Source organism: Nocardia sp. NPDC051787 (assembly GCF_040681325.1).
Classification (GTDB): domain Bacteria; phylum Actinomycetota; class Actinomycetes; order Mycobacteriales; family Mycobacteriaceae; genus Nocardia.
This window is the reverse complement of the sequence record NZ_JBFAYO010000032.1, coordinates 69,820-87,534: the sequence shown is the minus strand read 5'-3', so window position 1 is coordinate 87,534 and position 17,715 is coordinate 69,820. Positions and strand designations below refer to the sequence as shown.

The 17,715-nt window shown below is 66.5% G+C and carries 18 protein-coding genes and 1 pseudogene; 10 read left to right on the top strand and 9 right to left on the bottom strand.

The window, feature by feature from the left end; genetic code table 11:
* Positions 1–997: 997 nt before the first annotated feature.
* A complete protein-coding gene (locus AB0M45_RS27875; protein ID WP_364335290.1) occupies positions 998–1,924 on the top strand; it encodes a cation diffusion facilitator family transporter in 927 nt (308 codons plus the stop codon).
* Positions 1,925–1,970: 46 nt separating this feature from the next.
* On the opposite strand, the gene AB0M45_RS27870 is transcribed toward AB0M45_RS27875, so the two are convergent.
* Together AB0M45_RS27870 and AB0M45_RS27865 are read right to left on the bottom strand one after the other, a co-directional pair.
* Positions 1,971–2,621 carry a vitamin K epoxide reductase family protein gene (locus AB0M45_RS27870; RefSeq protein WP_364335288.1) on the bottom strand — a complete coding sequence of 217 codons (651 nt, stop codon included), beginning with the start codon at positions 2,619–2,621 and terminating at the stop codon, positions 1,971–1,973.
* On the bottom strand, positions 2,596–3,246 hold the full coding sequence (locus AB0M45_RS27865) for a thioredoxin domain-containing protein (RefSeq protein ID WP_364335286.1): 651 nt from the start codon (positions 3,244–3,246) through the stop codon (positions 2,596–2,598). Before AB0M45_RS27865 ends, AB0M45_RS27870 begins: the two co-directional genes overlap by 26 nt.
* 135 nt (positions 3,247–3,381) lie before the next feature.
* On the opposite strand from AB0M45_RS27865, the gene AB0M45_RS27860 reads away from it, so the two are divergent.
* The 4 genes and pseudogenes from AB0M45_RS27860 to AB0M45_RS27845 all read left to right on the top strand — a co-directional run.
* Positions 3,382–3,783 carry a metalloregulator ArsR/SmtB family transcription factor gene (locus AB0M45_RS27860; protein ID WP_364335284.1) on the top strand — a complete coding sequence of 134 codons (402 nt, stop codon included), beginning with the start codon at positions 3,382–3,384 and terminating at the stop codon, positions 3,781–3,783.
* A complete protein-coding gene (locus AB0M45_RS27855) occupies positions 3,776–5,977 on the top strand; it encodes a cation-translocating P-type ATPase (protein ID WP_364335282.1) in 2,202 nt (733 codons plus the stop codon). The genes AB0M45_RS27860 and AB0M45_RS27855 overlap by 8 nt, the downstream gene beginning before the upstream one ends.
* 107 nt (positions 5,978–6,084) lie before the next feature.
* Positions 6,085–6,618: a DinB family protein gene (locus AB0M45_RS27850; protein WP_364335280.1), complete on the top strand. Its 534-nt coding sequence runs from the start codon at positions 6,085–6,087 to the stop codon at positions 6,616–6,618.
* Between the two features lie 192 nt (positions 6,619–6,810).
* A pseudogene (locus AB0M45_RS27845) lies at positions 6,811–6,927 on the top strand (transcriptional regulator); the annotation flags it as partial.
* A 32-nt stretch (positions 6,928–6,959) separates the two neighbouring features.
* Here AB0M45_RS27845 and AB0M45_RS27840 read toward each other — a convergent pair.
* The 3 genes from AB0M45_RS27840 to AB0M45_RS27830 all read right to left on the bottom strand — a co-directional run bounded on the left by AB0M45_RS27840 (position 6,960) and on the right by AB0M45_RS27830 (position 9,600).
* Positions 6,960–7,175: a Rieske (2Fe-2S) protein gene (locus AB0M45_RS27840; RefSeq protein ID WP_364335278.1), complete on the bottom strand. Its 216-nt coding sequence runs from the start codon at positions 7,173–7,175 to the stop codon at positions 6,960–6,962.
* Positions 7,176–7,378: 203 nt separating this feature from the next.
* Positions 7,379–8,527: a ZIP family metal transporter gene (locus AB0M45_RS27835; protein ID WP_364335276.1), complete on the bottom strand. Its 1,149-nt coding sequence runs from the start codon at positions 8,525–8,527 to the stop codon at positions 7,379–7,381.
* 47 nt (positions 8,528–8,574) lie between these two features.
* On the bottom strand, positions 8,575–9,600 hold the full coding sequence (locus tag AB0M45_RS27830; RefSeq protein ID WP_364335274.1) for a multicopper oxidase domain-containing protein: 1,026 nt from the start codon (positions 9,598–9,600) through the stop codon (positions 8,575–8,577).
* Between the two features lie 389 nt (positions 9,601–9,989).
* On the opposite strand from AB0M45_RS27830, the gene AB0M45_RS27825 reads away from it, so the two are divergent.
* Together AB0M45_RS27825 and AB0M45_RS27820 are read left to right on the top strand one after the other, a co-directional pair.
* Positions 9,990–10,145, top strand: coding sequence for a hypothetical protein (locus AB0M45_RS27825; RefSeq protein ID WP_364335272.1), 156 nt, complete (start codon positions 9,990–9,992; stop codon positions 10,143–10,145).
* A gap of 103 nt (positions 10,146–10,248) precedes the next feature.
* Positions 10,249–10,728, top strand: coding sequence for a cytochrome P450 (locus AB0M45_RS27820; protein WP_364335298.1), 480 nt, complete (start codon positions 10,249–10,251; stop codon positions 10,726–10,728).
* Between the two features lie 11 nt (positions 10,729–10,739).
* On the opposite strand, the gene AB0M45_RS27815 is transcribed toward AB0M45_RS27820, so the two are convergent.
* Both AB0M45_RS27815 and AB0M45_RS27810 read right to left on the bottom strand, forming a co-directional pair.
* Positions 10,740–12,011: an MFS transporter gene (locus tag AB0M45_RS27815; RefSeq protein ID WP_364335269.1), complete on the bottom strand. Its 1,272-nt coding sequence runs from the start codon at positions 12,009–12,011 to the stop codon at positions 10,740–10,742.
* On the bottom strand, positions 12,008–13,378 hold the full coding sequence (locus AB0M45_RS27810) for an MBL fold metallo-hydrolase (protein ID WP_364335267.1): 1,371 nt from the start codon (positions 13,376–13,378) through the stop codon (positions 12,008–12,010). The genes AB0M45_RS27815 and AB0M45_RS27810 overlap by 4 nt, the downstream gene beginning before the upstream one ends.
* 202 nt (positions 13,379–13,580) lie before the next feature.
* Here AB0M45_RS27810 and AB0M45_RS27805 point away from each other — a divergent pair, with 202 nt between their 5' ends.
* From AB0M45_RS27805 to AB0M45_RS27795, 3 genes are all read left to right on the top strand, one after another.
* On the top strand, positions 13,581–14,255 hold the full coding sequence (locus tag AB0M45_RS27805; protein WP_364335265.1) for a metalloregulator ArsR/SmtB family transcription factor: 675 nt from the start codon (positions 13,581–13,583) through the stop codon (positions 14,253–14,255).
* 2 nt (positions 14,256–14,257) lie between these two features.
* A complete protein-coding gene (locus AB0M45_RS27800) occupies positions 14,258–15,469 on the top strand; it encodes a cysteine desulfurase family protein (RefSeq protein WP_364335263.1) in 1,212 nt (403 codons plus the stop codon).
* Positions 15,470–15,704: 235 nt separating this feature from the next.
* A complete protein-coding gene (locus AB0M45_RS27795) occupies positions 15,705–15,845 on the top strand; it encodes a hypothetical protein (protein WP_364335261.1) in 141 nt (46 codons plus the stop codon).
* A 26-nt stretch (positions 15,846–15,871) separates the two neighbouring features.
* Here the strand turns inward: AB0M45_RS27795 and AB0M45_RS27790 are convergent, their stop codons facing one another.
* A complete protein-coding gene (locus AB0M45_RS27790) occupies positions 15,872–16,345 on the bottom strand; it encodes a DUF1772 domain-containing protein (RefSeq protein WP_364335259.1) in 474 nt (157 codons plus the stop codon).
* Between the two features lie 367 nt (positions 16,346–16,712).
* Positions 16,713–17,576: a site-specific integrase gene (locus tag AB0M45_RS27785; RefSeq protein WP_364335296.1), complete on the bottom strand. Its 864-nt coding sequence runs from the start codon at positions 17,574–17,576 to the stop codon at positions 16,713–16,715.
* Between the last annotated feature and the right edge of the window lie 139 nt (positions 17,577–17,715).

Sequence of the window (17,715 nt, the reverse complement as noted above, 5' to 3'; positions counted from 1 at the left end):
CGCCGCGATCTGGCACAACCACACCATCGGCGCACCGATCACCCGGTCACTGACCGCCTACGATCACTGACCGAGCTTCGGACTTACTCGTCTAGGACACGCGAGCCGGGGAAGCGGCCTAGCGCCGGGGCTCCCGACGGATTCGCCGCCGTAGAGATCTCCTCGAGGCCCTGCATGCCCCATGCGGGCCGCTACCGCCCGCTGCTCGGAGAGATGCACTACCAGCTGGGTAGGTGCCTCTCAGCCGTGGAGGTGGTCGGCCTCTTACTCGTCATGGTCGTAGCGGTGCCACCGCCATTGGTCGTCGTGAAACTTCCAATGCCCACCGGCCTCATCGCAGTCACCGATTTGCCATTGTCCGCGGTTCTGCTGCCACCGCCAGTTACCTGTGTGGTCGCAATCTTGTTGCCACGAATGCTCCACGGAGTCATCCGGACAGGCGAGCGTCGGGGCGGCGAAGGCAAAGGGCAACGCTGCCAGCGATCCGATCACGACAATCTTTGCGAGCAGTCCGCGCGAGCGTGTCTCCGTGGTTGTGTTCGTATTCAGGGTATTCGCTCCTTCCAAGATCTTTTTGGGATGTCCTGAACTGCCAGCGGATGGCGAAGATCGTGACCACGGCCAAGGCGACCGGCGCGGATTATCCGGCAGGCCAGCACGTCCGCGGTAACCAGAGCGTCGCCTACCGAGGCTCAGACACTGGGTGGACTACTGAGTCAACGCAACACCAATCCCCTCCCTGAACTGACAACTGCGACAGATTCGCCAGCGGAGGTTTGAAAGACGTGCCGCCGCGCCTCGCGGTGAAATCCGCAGCCCGCCGAACACCGAATCCATTCCGGCGACTCGTAGACACCAACGATCGCCGCCGCCGACGGCAACCTGTGCGGCCGGTCGTGGTTCTGCCCAATCATCGCGACACTCCGACCGAACAACCTGGGCGCGTTCCGGTTGCTCACATGCGCATATGGCAATATAATTGTTTCGGGAGATTGTCATGAGTCGAGGCCACGAACACCACCATCTGCCGACGGCTGAGCCGATCAGTGCTTCGAGCCGATATGTCGGCCGGTTGTGGCTGGCCGCTGTACTGGGCCTGGTCACGTTCGTCACCCAGGTGGTGGTAGGCCTGACGACATCATCGCTGGCGCTGCTCTCGGATTCCGCGCACGTGTTCACCGATGTCTTCGGAGTGCTGATGGCGGTGGCCGCGATCACCCTCGCCCGCCGTGCCGGCGTCCGTCCCGATCGCACGTTCGGCCTGCACCGGACCGAAGTCTTCGCCGCACTGCTCAACTCATTGCTGCTGTTCGCGGTCGCAGGTTGGGTGCTCTACGAGGCGATCGACCGAATGGCGGCACCGCCGGAGGTCCCGGGATGGCCGGTCACCATCGTGGCCATCGTCGGGTTGATCATGAACGTCGCCGCGTTCCTGCTGCTGCGATCAGGTGCCGAGGAGAGCCTCAACGTCCGTGGTGCGTACCTCGAGGTGATGGCCGACATGCTCGGCTCGATCGGAGTGCTCGTCAGCGGTCTGGTGACGGTGCTGTTCGGCTGGCGCTACGCCGACCCGGTCGTCGGTGTCGCGATCGCCGTGTTCGTTCTTCCCCGCGCGTTCAACCTGGGTCGGCATGCGCTGCGCATTCTGCTCCAGCAGGCCCCGGCCGACCTCGACGTCCGCGCGATCATCCCCGCGCTCACCGCGCTGCCCGGGGTAGACGACGCACACGATCTGCACGTCTGGACCTTGACCAGCGGAATGGAAGTCGCGTCGGTCCACCTGACCATCCATCCCGACGTCGACCCCGCCGAAGTCCTCGACGCCGCCCAGACCCTGCTGAAACACACCTTCGACCTCTCACACGCCACCGTGCAGATCGAACCCGACCGAGACCGCAGCCACTGCCGCGATACCACCTGGTGAACCGCACCCGTGCGCCGAAGCGGCATGCGGGGAGCGGAACGGTGGGTCACAGCAGGCCGGACCAGTACCACCAGAACCGATGGGTGATCAGCCCGATGATCGTCAGTGCCCAGAAAGTCAGTGGCACAGAATGGTTGGCGAGAACAACGGCCAGGATCGCGGGTCGCTTACTCGAGCGCAGTTGACCGAGGTTACGTAGGGTGACGTACCAGAAGATCGGCACGGTGACCGCCCACACGATCATGCAGTAGGGGCACAACGCACCGATGCTGTACAAGCTCTGAGTGATGAGCCAGTGCACGAATACCACTGCGGCGGTGACGCCGAGCTGCAGGCTGTGCCAGAACCATTGCCGGAAGCGCGCATTCGCCAGCAGCGCCGCGCCGATGGTCGCGACGACGGCGAATCCCGCGATACCGAGCAGTGAATTCGGGAACCCGAATACCTCCGCCTGCGGAGTCGCCATCACCGATCCGCAGTTGAGCACCGGACTGACGCTGCACGACGGAATGTAGGAGGAGTCGGTGGCGAGTGTGAACTTCTCGACCGTGAGCACGAAGGACGCGACGGCGCCGACAATGCCTCCGATCAGCAGAATCCACGGCAGTGTCCGGGAAAACGGATGTTCCGGCCGATCCGGTTCGGCCGCCGATGCCTCCTCGGTCGGCGAGTCAGCGCAGCGCGTCGTCGAAGGCACGGGTCAGCTCGTCATAGCTGCGGGGCGAGAGTCGTTTGCCGTTCAGGAAGAACGTCGGGGTCCCCTGTACGCCGAGCGCACGCCCGTCGGCCACATCGGCGCGGACACGTTCGACAGTGGCCTGCGCGTTGTAGTCGGTGTCGTATCTGGCCAGGTCGAGCCCGAGTTCGACGGCGTAGCCACGGAAGACATCGTCCTTGGGCACCCGTTGCTCGCCCCATTCGGCTTGCGTCTGATACATCTTCTGATACATCTGCTCGAACCGGCCCTGTTGCGCTGCGGCTTCGACCGCGCGCGCTGCGCGCTCGGAGTTGTAGTGCGACGGCAGCGGAAAGTAGCGGACCACGAAACTGACCCGGTCGCCGTATGTGCCGCGGAGCTGTTCGACCAGCGGGAAGAATGCGCCGCAGGCTTCGCATTCGAAGTCGAGGAACTCCACGAACGTCACCTTCCCGTCAGGGACATTCGATAACCGGTGGCTGTCGGGCCGTATCACCCCCGCGATCGCACCCTTGTCGGTGGCTGCCGCGTCGTCCCGGTCGGCTCTCGCTATTAGCAGCGCCGCGGCCACGCCGATTACGAAGACGACGACCAAGGCCAATGAGATCTTCAGATTGCGGGTCACCACATGACCCGCCTCAGCGACCCGTACCGAGGGTGGTCTCGCTCAACGTCGAACATATCGACATACTAACCAGCGTTGAGATGATCTTAGTGGCTGGCTTGCCAGCTTTATATCAATGGTTGTTAGAATGTTGATATGACCGAGGATCGTGCCGACATCTGTGACCTGTTGTGCCTGGATCTGCCTCATGCCGAACGCATACGCGCCGAACTTCCCCCGCTCGGAGCTGTTGAGCAGTCGGCGGCCGCCGCACGCGCTCTGGCCGACCCGACCCGGCTGACCATCGCCGCGGCCCTGCATACCGGTGGGGAGTTGTGCGTGTGCGACATGGCCTGGGTCGTGGGCCAAGCCCAGAACCTGGTTTCCCATCACCTGCGTCAACTCAAGATCGGTGGGCTGGTGTCGTCGCGGCGTCAGGGTCGGTTGGTGATGTACGCGCTGACTCCACGAGGACAGCGTCTGGTCGCCACGGTCCTCGGCGACGAGCTGACCGCCGCCACTGTCGCGGTGCCGAGCGAGGAGGTCCACAATGGCTGAGGCGTGCTGCGGTCCGCAGGACGAGCGCACCGATGACCATGGCGACACCGGACACGGGCCGGAACGGCTGTGGCAGGTGCGTGAACTACAGTACGCGGCCATCGCCGTGGTGCTACTCGGATTCGGTTGGCTGATCGGCAGAAGTGGCGGCGACAGCGCGGTCACCGCACTGGAAATCCTCGCCGCCGTCATCGCCGGACTGTCCTTCGTTCCCTCGGCGATCCGAAATCTGCGCCACCGCCGCATCGGCGTCGGGACGCTGATGACCATCGCCGCGGTCGGCGCCGTCGCACTCGGCCAGTTCAGCGAGGCGGCGATGCTGGGGATCTTGTTCTCCATCGCCGAAGGACTCGAACACTTCGCGGTGGCCAAGACCCGACGTGGGCTCCGCGCACTGCTGGCCTTGGTTCCGCCGACCGCCTCGGTGTTCCGCGACGGCACAGAAGTGAAGCTGGCCCCCGACGATCTGCTCCTCGGCGACGTGATGGTGCTGCGGCCCGGCGAACGCGCCGCCACCGACGGGGTGATCCGCACCGGCCGCACCAGCCTCGACCTCTCGGCCATCACCGGGGAATCGGTCCCTGTCGAGGCGGGTCCCGGCCACACCGTTCACGCCGGAGCCATCAACGGCGGCGGCGCCATCGAAGTACAGGTCACCGCACCGGCATCCGACAGTTCCCTGGCGCGCATCGTGCACATCGTCGAAGAAGCCCAGGACCGCAAAGGCAGCGCGCAACGCCTCGCCGACACCATTGCTCGACCCCTGGTACCGGCCATCATGGTCTTAGCCGTCCTCGTCGCCGGGCTCGGCGCGCTGTTCGGCGATCCGATGCTGTGGATCGAACGAGCACTGGTGGTGCTCGTCGCGGCCTCACCATGCGCACTGGCCATCGCGGTCCCGCTGACCGTGGTCGCCGCCGTCGGCGCCGCCAGCCGCCAAGGTGCGCTGGTCAAAGGCGGCGCCGCACTCGAACAACTCGGCCGCATCCGCGTCGTCGCTCTCGACAAGACCGGCACCCTGACTCGCAACACCCCCCAGGTCATCGCCGTAATCCCCGCCCCCGCGGTGACCGAGAACGATGTCCTTGCCGCCGCCGCGGCGCTGGAAGCCCGCAGCGAACACCCTCTCGCCCAAGCGATCCTCGCCGCCGCGCCCGACGACATCCCGATCGCCGAGGACGTCACCGCAGTCCCCGGCCACGGCCTGCACGGCAGTCTCGGGTCGGCGAAACTGCGCCTCGGCAAACCCGGCTGGATCGACACCGGCGCCCTTGCCGAGGGCATCGCCGGACTGCAGAGCGACGGCGCGACCGTGGTCCTCATCGAACGCGACGACACCGTCATCGGCGCCGTCGCCGTCCGAGACGAACTGCGGCCCGAAGCGGCCGAAGCCGTCCTGCGGCTCACCGGGCTCGGTATCGACGTGGCCATGCTCACCGGCGACAACGCACGCACCGCTACCGCCCTGGCCGAGCAGGCCGGCATCGCCACCGTCCACGCCGAACTACTGCCCGAAGGCAAAGCAGCACTGGTCACCGACCTCGGCCGCGGACGCGCGATCGCCATGGTCGGCGACGGCGTCAACGACGCCCCCGCCCTGGCCACCGCCGACGTCGGTATCGCCATGGGCGCCATGGGCACCGACGTCGCCATCGAAACCGCCGACGTCGCCCTCATGGGCGAAGACCTCCGCCACCTCCCCCAGGTCCTCGCCCACGCCCGCCGCGCCCGCCGCATCATGATCCAGAACATCACCCTGGCCATGATCATCATCGGCGTCCTCATCCCCCTCGCCGCCGCCGGCATGCTCGGCCTGGCCACCGTAGTGCTCATCCACGAAGCCGCCGAAGTGCTCGTCATCCTCAACGCCATCCGCGCCGCCCGCACCGTCGCCCAACCCGGGCTCACCACCACGACGATCCACACCGACCGCCACCACATCACCGTCCCGCAGGTCCACACCCCCGACGACCCCTGCTGTGCTCCAACTCCGGCCCATTCCACCGTGGTGGCGGCACCCCGCAATACCCCGATGGTGAAGCTGCTCGCGAGCCCGCCCACCGCCACCGAACAAGCCACCACCGGCGGATGCGACTGCTGCGGTATGGCAACCGAACGCGACCGACACACCCATTACGCTGGGAGCCAGCCACCCGAGGCCGGCCGCACGCGCGGAACCGGCGAGGTGCCTTGAAGAGGGATAACCACCGGATGTGTTGAGGCCGAGCAGTAATGCCGGCAACGACGATGAGAACGCAACCGACACGACCAATCCACTCATCAGCCTGAACGAGGCGCACCATGTGTGAACCGACTATCGACCGGGCCGCGTTGGCCGCGGGCTTGGAACGGGCCAGGGTGGACTTCCATCACCTGCTGACCGTCGCCGACGAGAACGACTGGGCAAAACCTTCCTCGGGCACGAGATGGACCAACGAGCAGCTGATGTTCCACATGCTGTTCGGCTACATGGTCGTGCGCAGGCTCCTGGTCCTGGTCCGGCTGTTCGGACGGCTGCCGGATGTGCTCGGTCGCGGTTTCGCTCGCGCGCTCGACGCGGCGACCACCCCCTTCGATGTAATCAACTATCACGGTTCGTGCTGGGCGGCACGGATCTACAACCGCCGCCGCATGGGAGCCAAGCTCGATCGTGTGATCGGCTCGCTGCAGCGGTCATTGCAGCGTGAGCGCGACAGCGACTTCCGGCTCGGTATGCACTATCCGAGCCGGTGGGATCCCTACTTCGCCGACTACATGACCCTTGCCGACATCTACGCCTATCCCGGCCGCCACTACGACCACCATCGCCAACAGCTCACTCTCGCCGCTGTGTGAGTTCGTTGCTGCAGGTCGCGCTTCGAGAAACGCCGCAGGTTCGGGCCGCACTCATCCGCCCGGCGCTGGTTGCGCGAGGTGATCGAGCACGTGATGGCCGACGGTGGAGAGCAGGACAAATAAACCCGTTGCAGATGATCTGCGCTGGGATGTGCGACATGATGGGCTGCTGTCCCATGATGTGACGCATCGCGCTTCACCGGGCTGGTCGACATCCGCGGCCGTCGGATGACCTACCGCATCCGTGATGGCCACCTCCCCCGGCTGGTGCGCGAGGCTCTCAACCACGGCGACTACCTCATCACCGGCGCCCACACACACGGCGGAGCACTGCCCGCTGTTCAGGAGATGTGCAGTTCGGTGGGGGTGACAGTGATCGAGCGGCGTGCCAGTGGCTGTTCGGCCGGTCCGGTCGCGACCGAACCGTCGGTGATTCGGAAGGCGCTGCCGTGGCAGGGACAGATGACTCGCCCGTCCCCAATCCGCTTGACGGCGCATCCCCTGTGCGGGCAGATTGCTGAAAACGCGTGGAATTCACCCGGGTTGGGCTGGGTCACCACCGTGTTCCGGTCATCGAAGATCTTGCCACCACCAACTGGAACGTCTGTGACAGAGACGGTGAACGGCTCAGCGGTGTTCTGAGCAGCCTGTCCGGAGCCACATCCGGTCGCGGCGGCCGCGGCGAGCGCGCAAGCGCCACCGAGAACGGTCCGGCGTGACGCAATGGGTAGGCGTTCGTCGGGCACGTCAGCGCGGCCGTTCACGCGGCGACCAGCAGGCCGGTCGAGTACATGAGGGCGATCCCGGCGATGACGCCGATGATGGCAGGTACGTCGAGCCGGTCGCTGCCCTCCGGCCGCAGCGACGGGGCGATCTGCACCACGACCTGGACGATCGCGCCGACTCCCACGCCGAGTAACAGCGCCGACAGTTCGGCGCTGTTGACGCTCGCGCCGAGCACCGCGCCGAGGATGGCGGGGGCGCCCGCGAGCAGGCCGAGCCCGAGCAGCACCGGAATACCTGGGCGTGCCTTGACGAGCGGGGCGACTACCGCGATGCCCTCGGTGGTGTTGTGTAAGGCGAAACCGATGACCAGGAAGGCGCCAAGCGCCAATTCGCCCACAGCGTATGCGGACCCGATGGCCAGGCCCTCGCCGAGGTTGTGCAGTCCGATACCGCCCGCGATCATCGTCGCCAGCCGCAATCCGGAACCACCCTGCTCGGCGGAGTGCTCGCGACGCGCACGCAGGTACCGATCCAGCGCGGTGAGAGCGAGATAGGACACGGCAGCACCCAGTATCACCAGCTCCACGCCGCCGAACGCGCCACCGGACGCGGATGCCAACTCCAATCCTTCCTTGGTGCCGTCCACTGCGAGGAACACCAGCAGCCCGACGGTCAGCGCGAGCAACGCGCGCAGCGCGGTCGCGCCGAGTCTGCGCACCGACGGCAGGAACAGCATGCCGAGTAGCACGGGGATGACCCCGACGTAGGTGCCCAGCAGAAGCATCAACCCGAAGAAATCGGTTCCTGGGCGCGGTGTCTCGACGGCGACTTCGACATCGTGCTCGATCACCAGGCCGGTCGATGTCAGCATCGACACCTTGTAGGGCTGTCCCTCCACCCACGGGTATCGCAAGGTCAACGTGACCGTGTCCATGCGGGTGATCGGGGCTTCTCCGCCGCGCAGGTCGACGTAGGCGTCGTTGACGAACACCTGAGCCACAGTGACCGGATCGGGACCGGTGTTACGCACGGTCAGCGCGATCTCACCTGGTCTCAGCACGGTCTTCTCGACGGCGACCGTCTCGACCGGCGGGCCTTTGCGCTCGGGCAGCGCCTTCGAACCGAGCACGCCGAGCGCCGCCAGCGCGGCGATCGCCACCAACACCACACTCACCCACGACATCCAGGAAGGAAGGCGCGAATTGGACTGCGCGGCAACAGATTCTGACATCACTCACCGACCTCGAAGAAACCCATCCAGCCGAGTTCGGCGAACTCGGTCTTGTGGGCGTGGAACATGTACTGCCCCGGGTACGGGAAGCGCAGCTCGCAGATGCCGCGTTGTCCCTGTGCCTGCACGATGGTGTCGGTGAATTCCGACGGCTCGAGCCGGGTCCCGGTCGGGTAGTAGTCGAAGAAGTTGCCGTGGATGTGGAAGCTGTTGATCGGGTCGTACTCGAGCACGTTCACCAGGTAGATCCGCACCAGCTCGTTGCGTTTCACCCGGACCGGGTGGTGCATGTAGTGGAACGGGATGCCGTTGACCGCGTACAGCTGGTTGCCCTCGCCGTCGAAGGTGGTGTTGAAGCCGTGCATCACCATGACCATCTCGTCGGCGGGCGGTCGCGGGCGGGGCGGATCGACGATGAAGGTTCCGTACAGTCCTCGCGCGATGTGCTCGGCCAGCGGGCTGACATGACAGTGATACAGGTGCAGCCCGAACGGCGAGGCGTCGAACTCGTAGGTGAACGACTCACCCGGCTCGATCACACCGCGGCCGATGCCCGGAACGCCGTCCATGTCCGCCGGGTGCAGTCCGTGGAAGTGCATGGTGTGTGGATGCGCGGAGGAGTTGGTGAACTTCACCCGCAGCAGGTCACCCTCGGTGCAGCGCAAGGTCGGCCCGGGAATCCGCCCGTTGAATGTCCAGGCCGGATAGCGCACCCCCGGAGCGATCTCCAGCTCCTTGTCGCTGCTGGCTATCTCCCACTCGCGTAGCGTCCGGCCGCCGGGCAGCCGCGACACCGTCCCGTAGTCGAAATCGCGCAACACCTTCGAGGGGTCGAAACCGTTGGTGTTCGGATCGACCATGGAGCCGAGCCGGAACGTCGGTCCCGCTACCCCGCCACCGTGCGCGCCCGCATGGGTCCCCGTCTGTTCGGCCGACGCGGGCACGGCCAACCGCCCGACGCTCAGTGCCAGACCCGCCGAACCGGCAACCGCGCCACCTGCCAGGAACCGGCGCCTAGACGACATCACTGCACCCCGGCATGCCCGTATTACGCGTAACCCTCATCATTCGCAAAGTTTGGCATACCTAAATTCTTAGTTCAACATGGCGAATCATTCCGAGCTTCCACCGAAGGGTCGCGACCGCGCTGGTCTACGCGTTCCAGACGCTATGACACGCCGCCTCGCCGCTCACACGTGGACTCCGCCACCCCCTCGCCAACTACATCTGGACTTCGTCAACGAAATCTCGACAAGACCTCTGTCCCGTCCGAGTTTCGTCCGCGAGTCGCGCTCCGGTTCGCCGGCAGCGACAGGACGTCTTCGCGGTCAGGTTGACAGGTCATGTTTGCGAAGCGAGAACGAGCGCGCGTTTTGTTGGGCGCGCTGGTCAGGAGCGGAATTGGTTTCCGAAGATGTGGATGCCGAGCTGCTCGGTGCAGACGGGCGAGGATCCGCTGCACGGAAAAGCAGTCCTGGCTGTTCGCCGCGGCCAGATCCGCGACGACCGGGGCGTGGCCGTGGGCGGCGAAGCCGCGCAGCACGGCGTGGTGAACCGATTAATCGGCTGACCCAGCATCGGCGTCGTGTTCGGCGTGACCGAACCGGAGACGAAAGCCGAACTCGTCCGTCGGCTCGACGCGATCATCAACATCCCACCCGCGCCACCTCGAACTGCAGGCAGCGGCGCGCACCGCCGCGCTCTCCAACGACGAGAAGTACCTCGAAGCCGTTCCCGAGGAAGGCATGCGCCGCCACACCGTCATCGTGTCGACCGCCCGCAAGCTCACCGAGCCCGCCGTCATCGGCGGCCACCGGCTCCCTGAAGGCACCGTCATCAATACCTCGATCCTGCTGGCGCACAACGACCCTCGCAATCACCCGCAGCCCGACGAGTTCCGCCCCGACCGATTCCTCGGCGCCAATCCGCCGCACAACACCTGGCTGCCGTTCGGCGGCGGCGTCCGGCACTGCCTGGGCGCCGGGTTCGCCTTCACCGAGGGAACGATCATCCTGTCGGAGATAATCACCCGCTGGGAGCTGGCCGCGACGCGAGAACGCGAGCAGCCATACGTTCGCAACATCACCACCGTCCCCAGGCACAACGCGGTATTACGCCTCACCCCTCTCGAGCGAACCGGCCAAACGGCTTGATACAAAACGTCTTACGCTGATGACTGATGGGTTTCGTACATTCGCAGGCCCACGGCCAGCGCCGAGGCGGCACTGACGGCTGCAGCTGCCCAGACGGCGGCGTGCAAGCCCATCAGGTCGGCGACGATGCCGCCGAGTGCCGCACCGGCGGCGTAGCCGAGGTCTCGCCACACGCGGTAGACGCCGACGGCGCGGCCGCGCCAGACGGGGTGGGCGACATCGCCGATCACCGCGAGCAGGGTGGGGTAGACCATTGCCGTGCCTGCGCCGAGCACGATCGCGCCGATTGCCCATCCGGCGAATTCGTCGGAGGCCGCGATCACCGAGAGAGCAGCGGCTTGGGTGGCCATGCCCGCGGTAACGAGGTGTTTGCGGCCGATGCGGTCCGACAACGCCCCGGTGACCAACTGCCCGGCTCCCCAGACACCGGGGTAGAGGGCGAACAGCAACCCGATCTGCCCGACGCTGAGGTCGGCGGTGGCGAACAGCAGCGGGAACAGCCCCCAGGACAGGCCGAAGTTGAGGTTGTTGACCAGCCCGGCGATGCTGGCCGAGGACAGGGCGGGTTCTTTCAGGCTGGTCTGCAGCGCGATTTGCCGGTCGGTCAGCTCGGCATGCAGGTGGTCGTGCAGTCCGTCGGCGCGCGGGATGTGCCGGCCTGCTTCCAGGTGAGCGTGGCCTCGGGTTTCGCGGATGAAAACCCCGGACAGCAGCAGGGCCAGGGCGGTGTAGGCCAGGCCGAGCAAAAACGGTGCCGGCCGCAGCCCGTAGTGTTCGGCGAGGTAGCCCGCAAGCAGGGAGCTGATCGCGACAGCTCCGTAACCGGCGGCTTCGTTGAGGCCCATGGCCAGACCGCGGCGGGTGGGCCCGACCAGGTCGATTTTCATCACGACGGTGGTCGACCAGGTCAGGCCCTGATTGATACCCAGCAGTAGATTGGCCGCCACGACCCACCACCAGTTCGGGGCGGCGATGAGCATCAGCGGTACGGGCACCGCGAACAGCCACCCCACCAGCAGCACCGGTTTGCGGCCGTAGCGGTCGGAGAAGGTGCCGGCGAAGTAGTTCGCGATGGCCTTGGTGATCCCGAAGGCCGCGACGTAGGTGAAGATGAAAGTGTAGCCCGTGAGCCCGAATTCGGATTCGGCCAGTAGCGGCAGCACGGTCTGCTGCTGGCCGACCATCCCGCCGACCAGCGCGTTGACCGCCACGAGCAGCGTGAACTGGGCAGCATTCTCCCGCAGCCCGAGGACCGGGGTCCTCGACCCGGTGCGCAGGCTCATGATCCGACCTGCAGGTGCTGTCCGATGGTGCGGGCGTAATCGGCGGGCCCGCCTTCCAACACCTGGATATCGCTGTGTCCGGCGCGTTGGAGGATGCTGGCGGCAGTCATGGCACGCTCACCGTGGCCGCACATGACCACCACCGGTCCGGCCGGGATCTGCACCAGATTTTCCGCCAAGGTGCCGAGTTCGATGTTGCGGGCACCGGGAACATGTCCGGCGGTGAATTCGCCGTGCTGGCGGATGTCGAGAACGATCGCCGGGGTGAGGGCGCTGAACTGATCGGCGTCGAGCAGGTTCAGTGCATCGGTGTCGACCGGGCCGGTCCAGGCCGTCATGCCGCCGTGCAGTTCTCCGGCGAGGGTATCGAAACCGACTTTGGCTGCCTCCCACGCGATGTCGTCGGGATTCTGTGCGGGGTCGCGGACGATGACGACTGGGCGTTTCGCATCGGCCAGCCAGCCCAGCCAGGTCGCGAACACCGGGCGCAAGGTGATGGCGAGTGCGCCGGGGATGTGCCTGGCGGCGAAGTCGGCCGGGGGGCGCACATCGACGATTTGGGCGCCGTCGGCGATCAGATCATCGACTTCGGTGGCGGTCAGCGGCGCCAGCGCCGGGGCGGAACCGAGCACGGCCGGGCCCTTGTGGTTGATCTCGCCCAGCCGCAGAAAGTAGTCGGGGAAGCTGCCCATCGACCCCAGCAGGGCCTCGACGAAGGCGTCCTCGCCGTCGACTTGCAACAGCGGATTCGTCGCACGCTCCTGACCGATGGTGCTCACCCGATCACCTCCGAGCGAGGACGAGCAGAACGAGCCCGCGCCGTGCGTCGGCCATACCGGAGTGTCGTCGGGCAAGGTCATCAACCGTTGCAGCGAGCGGTATTGGTCCCGTGCCAGCGGAATCGTCTGATCAGGACTGACCAGATCGGTGCGCCCGGCAGTGCCGACCATCAGCGACCCGCCAGTGAACACCCCGAGCAGCTGGTCGTCGTCGTGCAGCAGATACGACAGGTGTTCCGGAGAATGCCCGGGTGTTGCCCACGCTTGCAGGGTGAGCGCGCCGATGGTGAGGGTGTCGCCGTCCGCCATCGTGGTGACGGTGAATCCGCGCGGGCCGACCTCGGGAGCGATGACCGTCGCGCCTTCGGTCTCGCCCAGCTCACGCACGCCGGAGATGAAGTCTGCGTGCAGGTGAGTCTCCACCGCGTAGGCGATCTGCAGACCGCGCCGCTGCGCCTCGGCGCGCACCTGCCGCAGATCGCGTTCGGGGTCGATAACCAGCGCCCGGCCATCACCCAGATCCAGCAGATAGGTCGAGTTGCCCAGCCCCTCATCGATGACGGGAACAAGCGTGAAATCAGTCGGCATCGCGTAACTCCTGTGTCACCGGCCCGCAGGCCAGACCATTATTCCAATCAACCATGGAATATTGGCGAAAGCCTATTCCATCAAACCATGGAAGAGCAACCCGTTGGTCGGAACCCAGGTCGCGATCGGGAGGCGCAGCAAGCCGCGGCTTGCGTCCCACCGCAGCCGAGCTACCCTATTCCAAGGATGAATGGAGTATCTGATGGGTGCTGAGAAGCCCGCTGCGAAGGCGGCGCTGTATGAAGCGTTCGCGGCCAGCGGCAAGGCGCTGGCCAGCGGTAAACGGTTGGAGCTGCTGGACCTGCTGGCCCAGGGCGAGCGGACTGTGGAAGCGCTGGCGACGGCGGCGGGGCTGAACCTGACCACCGCGTCGGCGCATTTGCAGACGCTCAAGCAGGCCGGATTCGTCGCCACCCGCCGCGACGGGGTGCGGATCCACTACCGGCTGGCCGGTGAAGACGTGGCGCAGCTTTTCGCGCTGCTGCGCAAGGTCGCTGAAGCTCACCAGGCCGCCGTACCACTCGCCCGCGACAACTACCTCGGCCCCGACGGCGGCCAGGAGATGACCCGCGAGGAACTGCTCGACCGCGCGGCGGCCGGAGAGGTGGTCGTGCTGGATGTGCGGCCGGCGCTGGAGTACGAGGCCGGGCACATCCCCGGCGCGGTGAGCATCCCAGTCGGGCAGCTGGCCGAGCGCGTCGGGGAGCTGCCCGGCGACACCGAGATCGTGGTGTACTGCCGCGGCGAATATTGCGTGCTGGCCTATGACGCGGTTCGGCTGCTGCGCGACCGCGGCCGCCGTGCGGTGCGCCTGCACGACGGCATGCTCGAGTGGCGGCTGGCCGAGTTGCCCGTCGACGCTGCGCGTATGGCGTGAGCATGCCCGCGCGTGGACGGCCCGGCCCTGCCGACGGGCCGGTGTATCTGGACTACAACGCGACCACCCCGATCGATCCCCGCGTTCTCGCGGCGATGCTGCCCTATCTCACCGAGTCCTTCGGCAACCCTTCCAGCGGCCATGCGTATGGCGCGGAACCGAGGTCCGCGCTTGAACACGCCCGCGCCCAAGTCGCCGCGTTGGTCGAGGCCCGACCGCACGAGATCGTGTTCACCGCCTCGGGATCGGAGGCGAATCTGCTTGCCTTGCGCGGTGCGGCACTGGCCGCGGCCCGGCCCGGCTCCCACATCATCACACAGACCACCGAACATCCGTCGGTGCTGCAGACCTGCCGGGCGCTGACTCGGCTGCACGGCCTACGAGTCACGGCGTTGCCCGTCGACGCCGACGGTCGCCTGTCCCCCGCCACGTTGGCGGCCGCCCTGCGCGAGGACGAGGCGACGCTGGTGTCGGTGATGGCCGCCAACAACGAAACCGGTGCCCTGCAACCGATCCGCGAGCTGGCAGCGCTCGCGCACCGCCACGGTGCCCTGTTTCATTGCGACGCCGCGCAGGCCGCGGGCAAGATCCCCGTCGACGTCGACACGCTCGGTGTGGATCTGCTCACGGTGGTCGGGCACAAGATGTACGCGCCCAAAGGAATCGGCGCACTGTACATGCGCGATGGAGTGAACCTCGAACCCGTGGTCTACGGCGGCGGCCAGGAACGCGGACTGCGCGCCGGTACCGAAAACGTCGCTTTCGCAGCCGGATTCGGCGTCGCCGCCACACTCGCCGCCGACGACCTCGCCACCGGCGAGCCCGCCCGGCTGGCACGGCTGCGCGACGAGTTGCACCAGCGGCTGGACGCGGCGCTGCCCGGCCGGGTCCACCTCAACGGCCCTGCCCATCAGCGGCTGCCCAACACCCTCAACATCAGCATCGACGGCACGCTCGGCCACGAAATCCTGGGCGCCGCACCCGATATCGCCGCGTCCACCGGCTCGGCCTGCCATAGCGGCACGCACACCGCTTCCCCCGTGCTGGAGGCGATGAGTATCGCCCCCGTTCGGGCGTTGGGCGCGTTGCGGCTGTCGCTGGGCCGCATGAGTACACCCGAAGACATCCAGACCGCGGTCACCGCGCTCGTCACAGCGGCGGCCGATGACACAGGGGCGCCTGCCCGCCGTTCATTTCCGCTACCGGGAGAATAATGACCGCCGCCGCCCGCAGGGACCGTCCACCTCCGGCGTGCACGCGGGTGATCAGCTTTCCCCTGCCTGCCCGAAGGCGCGTCAGCAGCCCGGTACCGGTTCCGCCTCACCCGGACTCAGCCGGGTGATGACCACGTCCAGTGTGCCGAGAAATGCCCGCACCTGCTCGGTCGGCAGACCATCGAAGAGGGCAGCGGCCAACTCGTCACGCTGGCTACGCGCCCAAGGCTGTCCAGTGCGCGATGAGGACGCGCAGCGGTTGTCGGCGTTCATCCGCGCCCACATCGGTATCGACGGCCACTATGCCTTCCACCTGCCCGACCTCGGTGGCACCCACCGGAAGTTACGTGATCCCGACGCCCGCGACGACGAGTGAACGCAACCAGCAGCGCAGGCGGGAGTTCAGCTCGCTACAGCGGCGGCGAAGAGGCACCCGACGGCGACGGCCTGCAGGGTCGCGCGGGGGATGGAGACGCTCTCCCACTTCCGTTGGAGCATTCTGATGGCGTCGAGGGTCTCGCCCCGCAGAGCCGCTTCGATCATCGCACGGTTGATGGGGGCATTGATCCGCAGGTAGATGCCGAGCCAAGCCAGTAGAGCGGTGAGAGCCACGCTGTCGAGCACGATCGTCTCTCGGTCGCCCTGCATGATGGCCACCAGCGTGGCCGCTCCCGCCGCGACTGTGCCTCCTATGCCTGGTATCACGAGTCTTTTGTCGCCGTAGAGATGTATGAACCCGCTCACGGCGCCAAGAGCGCGATCGTCGAGGTGGGTCAACGCGGGGCGAAGTACGGTGGCGGCGAAGGTGTCGGACCCGTAGATGACGGCGGTTCCCATGATCGCGATGGCGGTGAGGATGACGTGCGCTGTACCCACGAGGTCTCCGTTCTTTGAACCGTCCCCGAGTTCGATGCCGGCTTTATGGCTGAGACATCGCCGGCTGGGACGTCGCGATCTGAGCGTAGTAGGCGGCTTCGAACTCCTCGGGCCGGGTGTGATCGAGGAGGCCGTGCAGGCGCCGGTTGTTTCGGCCGGAATCGGCGGCGTAGTCGCACCATCCCGCAGGACAGGTTTGACCTGCCGAAGCAGGTAGATGAGTGTTCGATGTTTTTGCGGTGCGTCAATTCCTGTAGACGAACCGCTTGCTGCTGCCCGGTTTGATCCGCCCTATCGGTGCGAGCTCGGCCTCGCCCCCACAGCGTTTCGGCATCTTCACCGAATTCCTGGCGCAGGATACTGATAGCTATCGGCGGCGTTTGGAGGCCGGGTCGGTCTCGGCCTGCCACCGCCCCAGCGCCTCGGCCGACACCCTGGTGTATTTCGCGAGGCTACGCACCGAGGAGTGCCCGGACAGCGCCATCAGCATCGGCGTGGACGCGCCGGTCTCGGCGGCATGTGTGAGCTTGCTGTGTCTGAGCTGATGCAGCGTAAACGGGCCGCGCTTCATCACCGTTGTGTGTTCCTCGAACAGCGTCGCCGCGCGCCGGTATGACAACCGGGCGTGCCGCGTAGTCGGGTCGATGTCCTTTAGCGCCACAGACGGTTTCGCTTTGCGGCCGGTGAGAAACAACGGCCCGCGCTTGCGGCCGGCGATCAGATGGGGCAGCAGCCGCGCGGTGCCGGTCTGCCAATAGATGACATCGCGGGCGCCGCCCTTGCGAACCACGGTCGCGCAACGGTTCACGGTGTCGAGATCCTCGACGTCGAGCGCCAGGATCTCTTCGGCCCTCGCCGCGGTCTCGTACAGCATCGTCCACAACGTGCGCTCCCGCAACGGCGCGTCCGAGTCGAGCAGCTCGGCGACTTCATCGTGGGTCATGGCCCGGCTGTTGTCCGGCGGGGCCGGACGCGCCTGCAACCGCACCAACGGATCTTCGGTGAGCCAGTCCTGCTTGCGCCACCAGGCGCACGCCGACGCCAACGCGGTCAACCGGAGGTTGAACGTCTTCGGCGACTTCGCGCCCCACACGAACACGAACCACCCCGACACCCGGTCCGGGTCCAGCAGCGCCACATCGGTGTCCGCGCCGAAATCGCGCACGAGCCGGTCCAACGCCGCCCCGTAGCCTCGGCGGGTGTTGTCGACGGCGATCGTGCCCAGAAACATCTTCACCGCGTTCGCCAACCGCACCCCCGGCCGCCACTGTCGGCAGCGTCCGTACCGTGCCCAATTTCGACCGCCTTCCGCGCTACGGCAGATAGTTTCCTCAGCCGACCCGTCGCAAACGCGCCGTCGCGCCAGGACG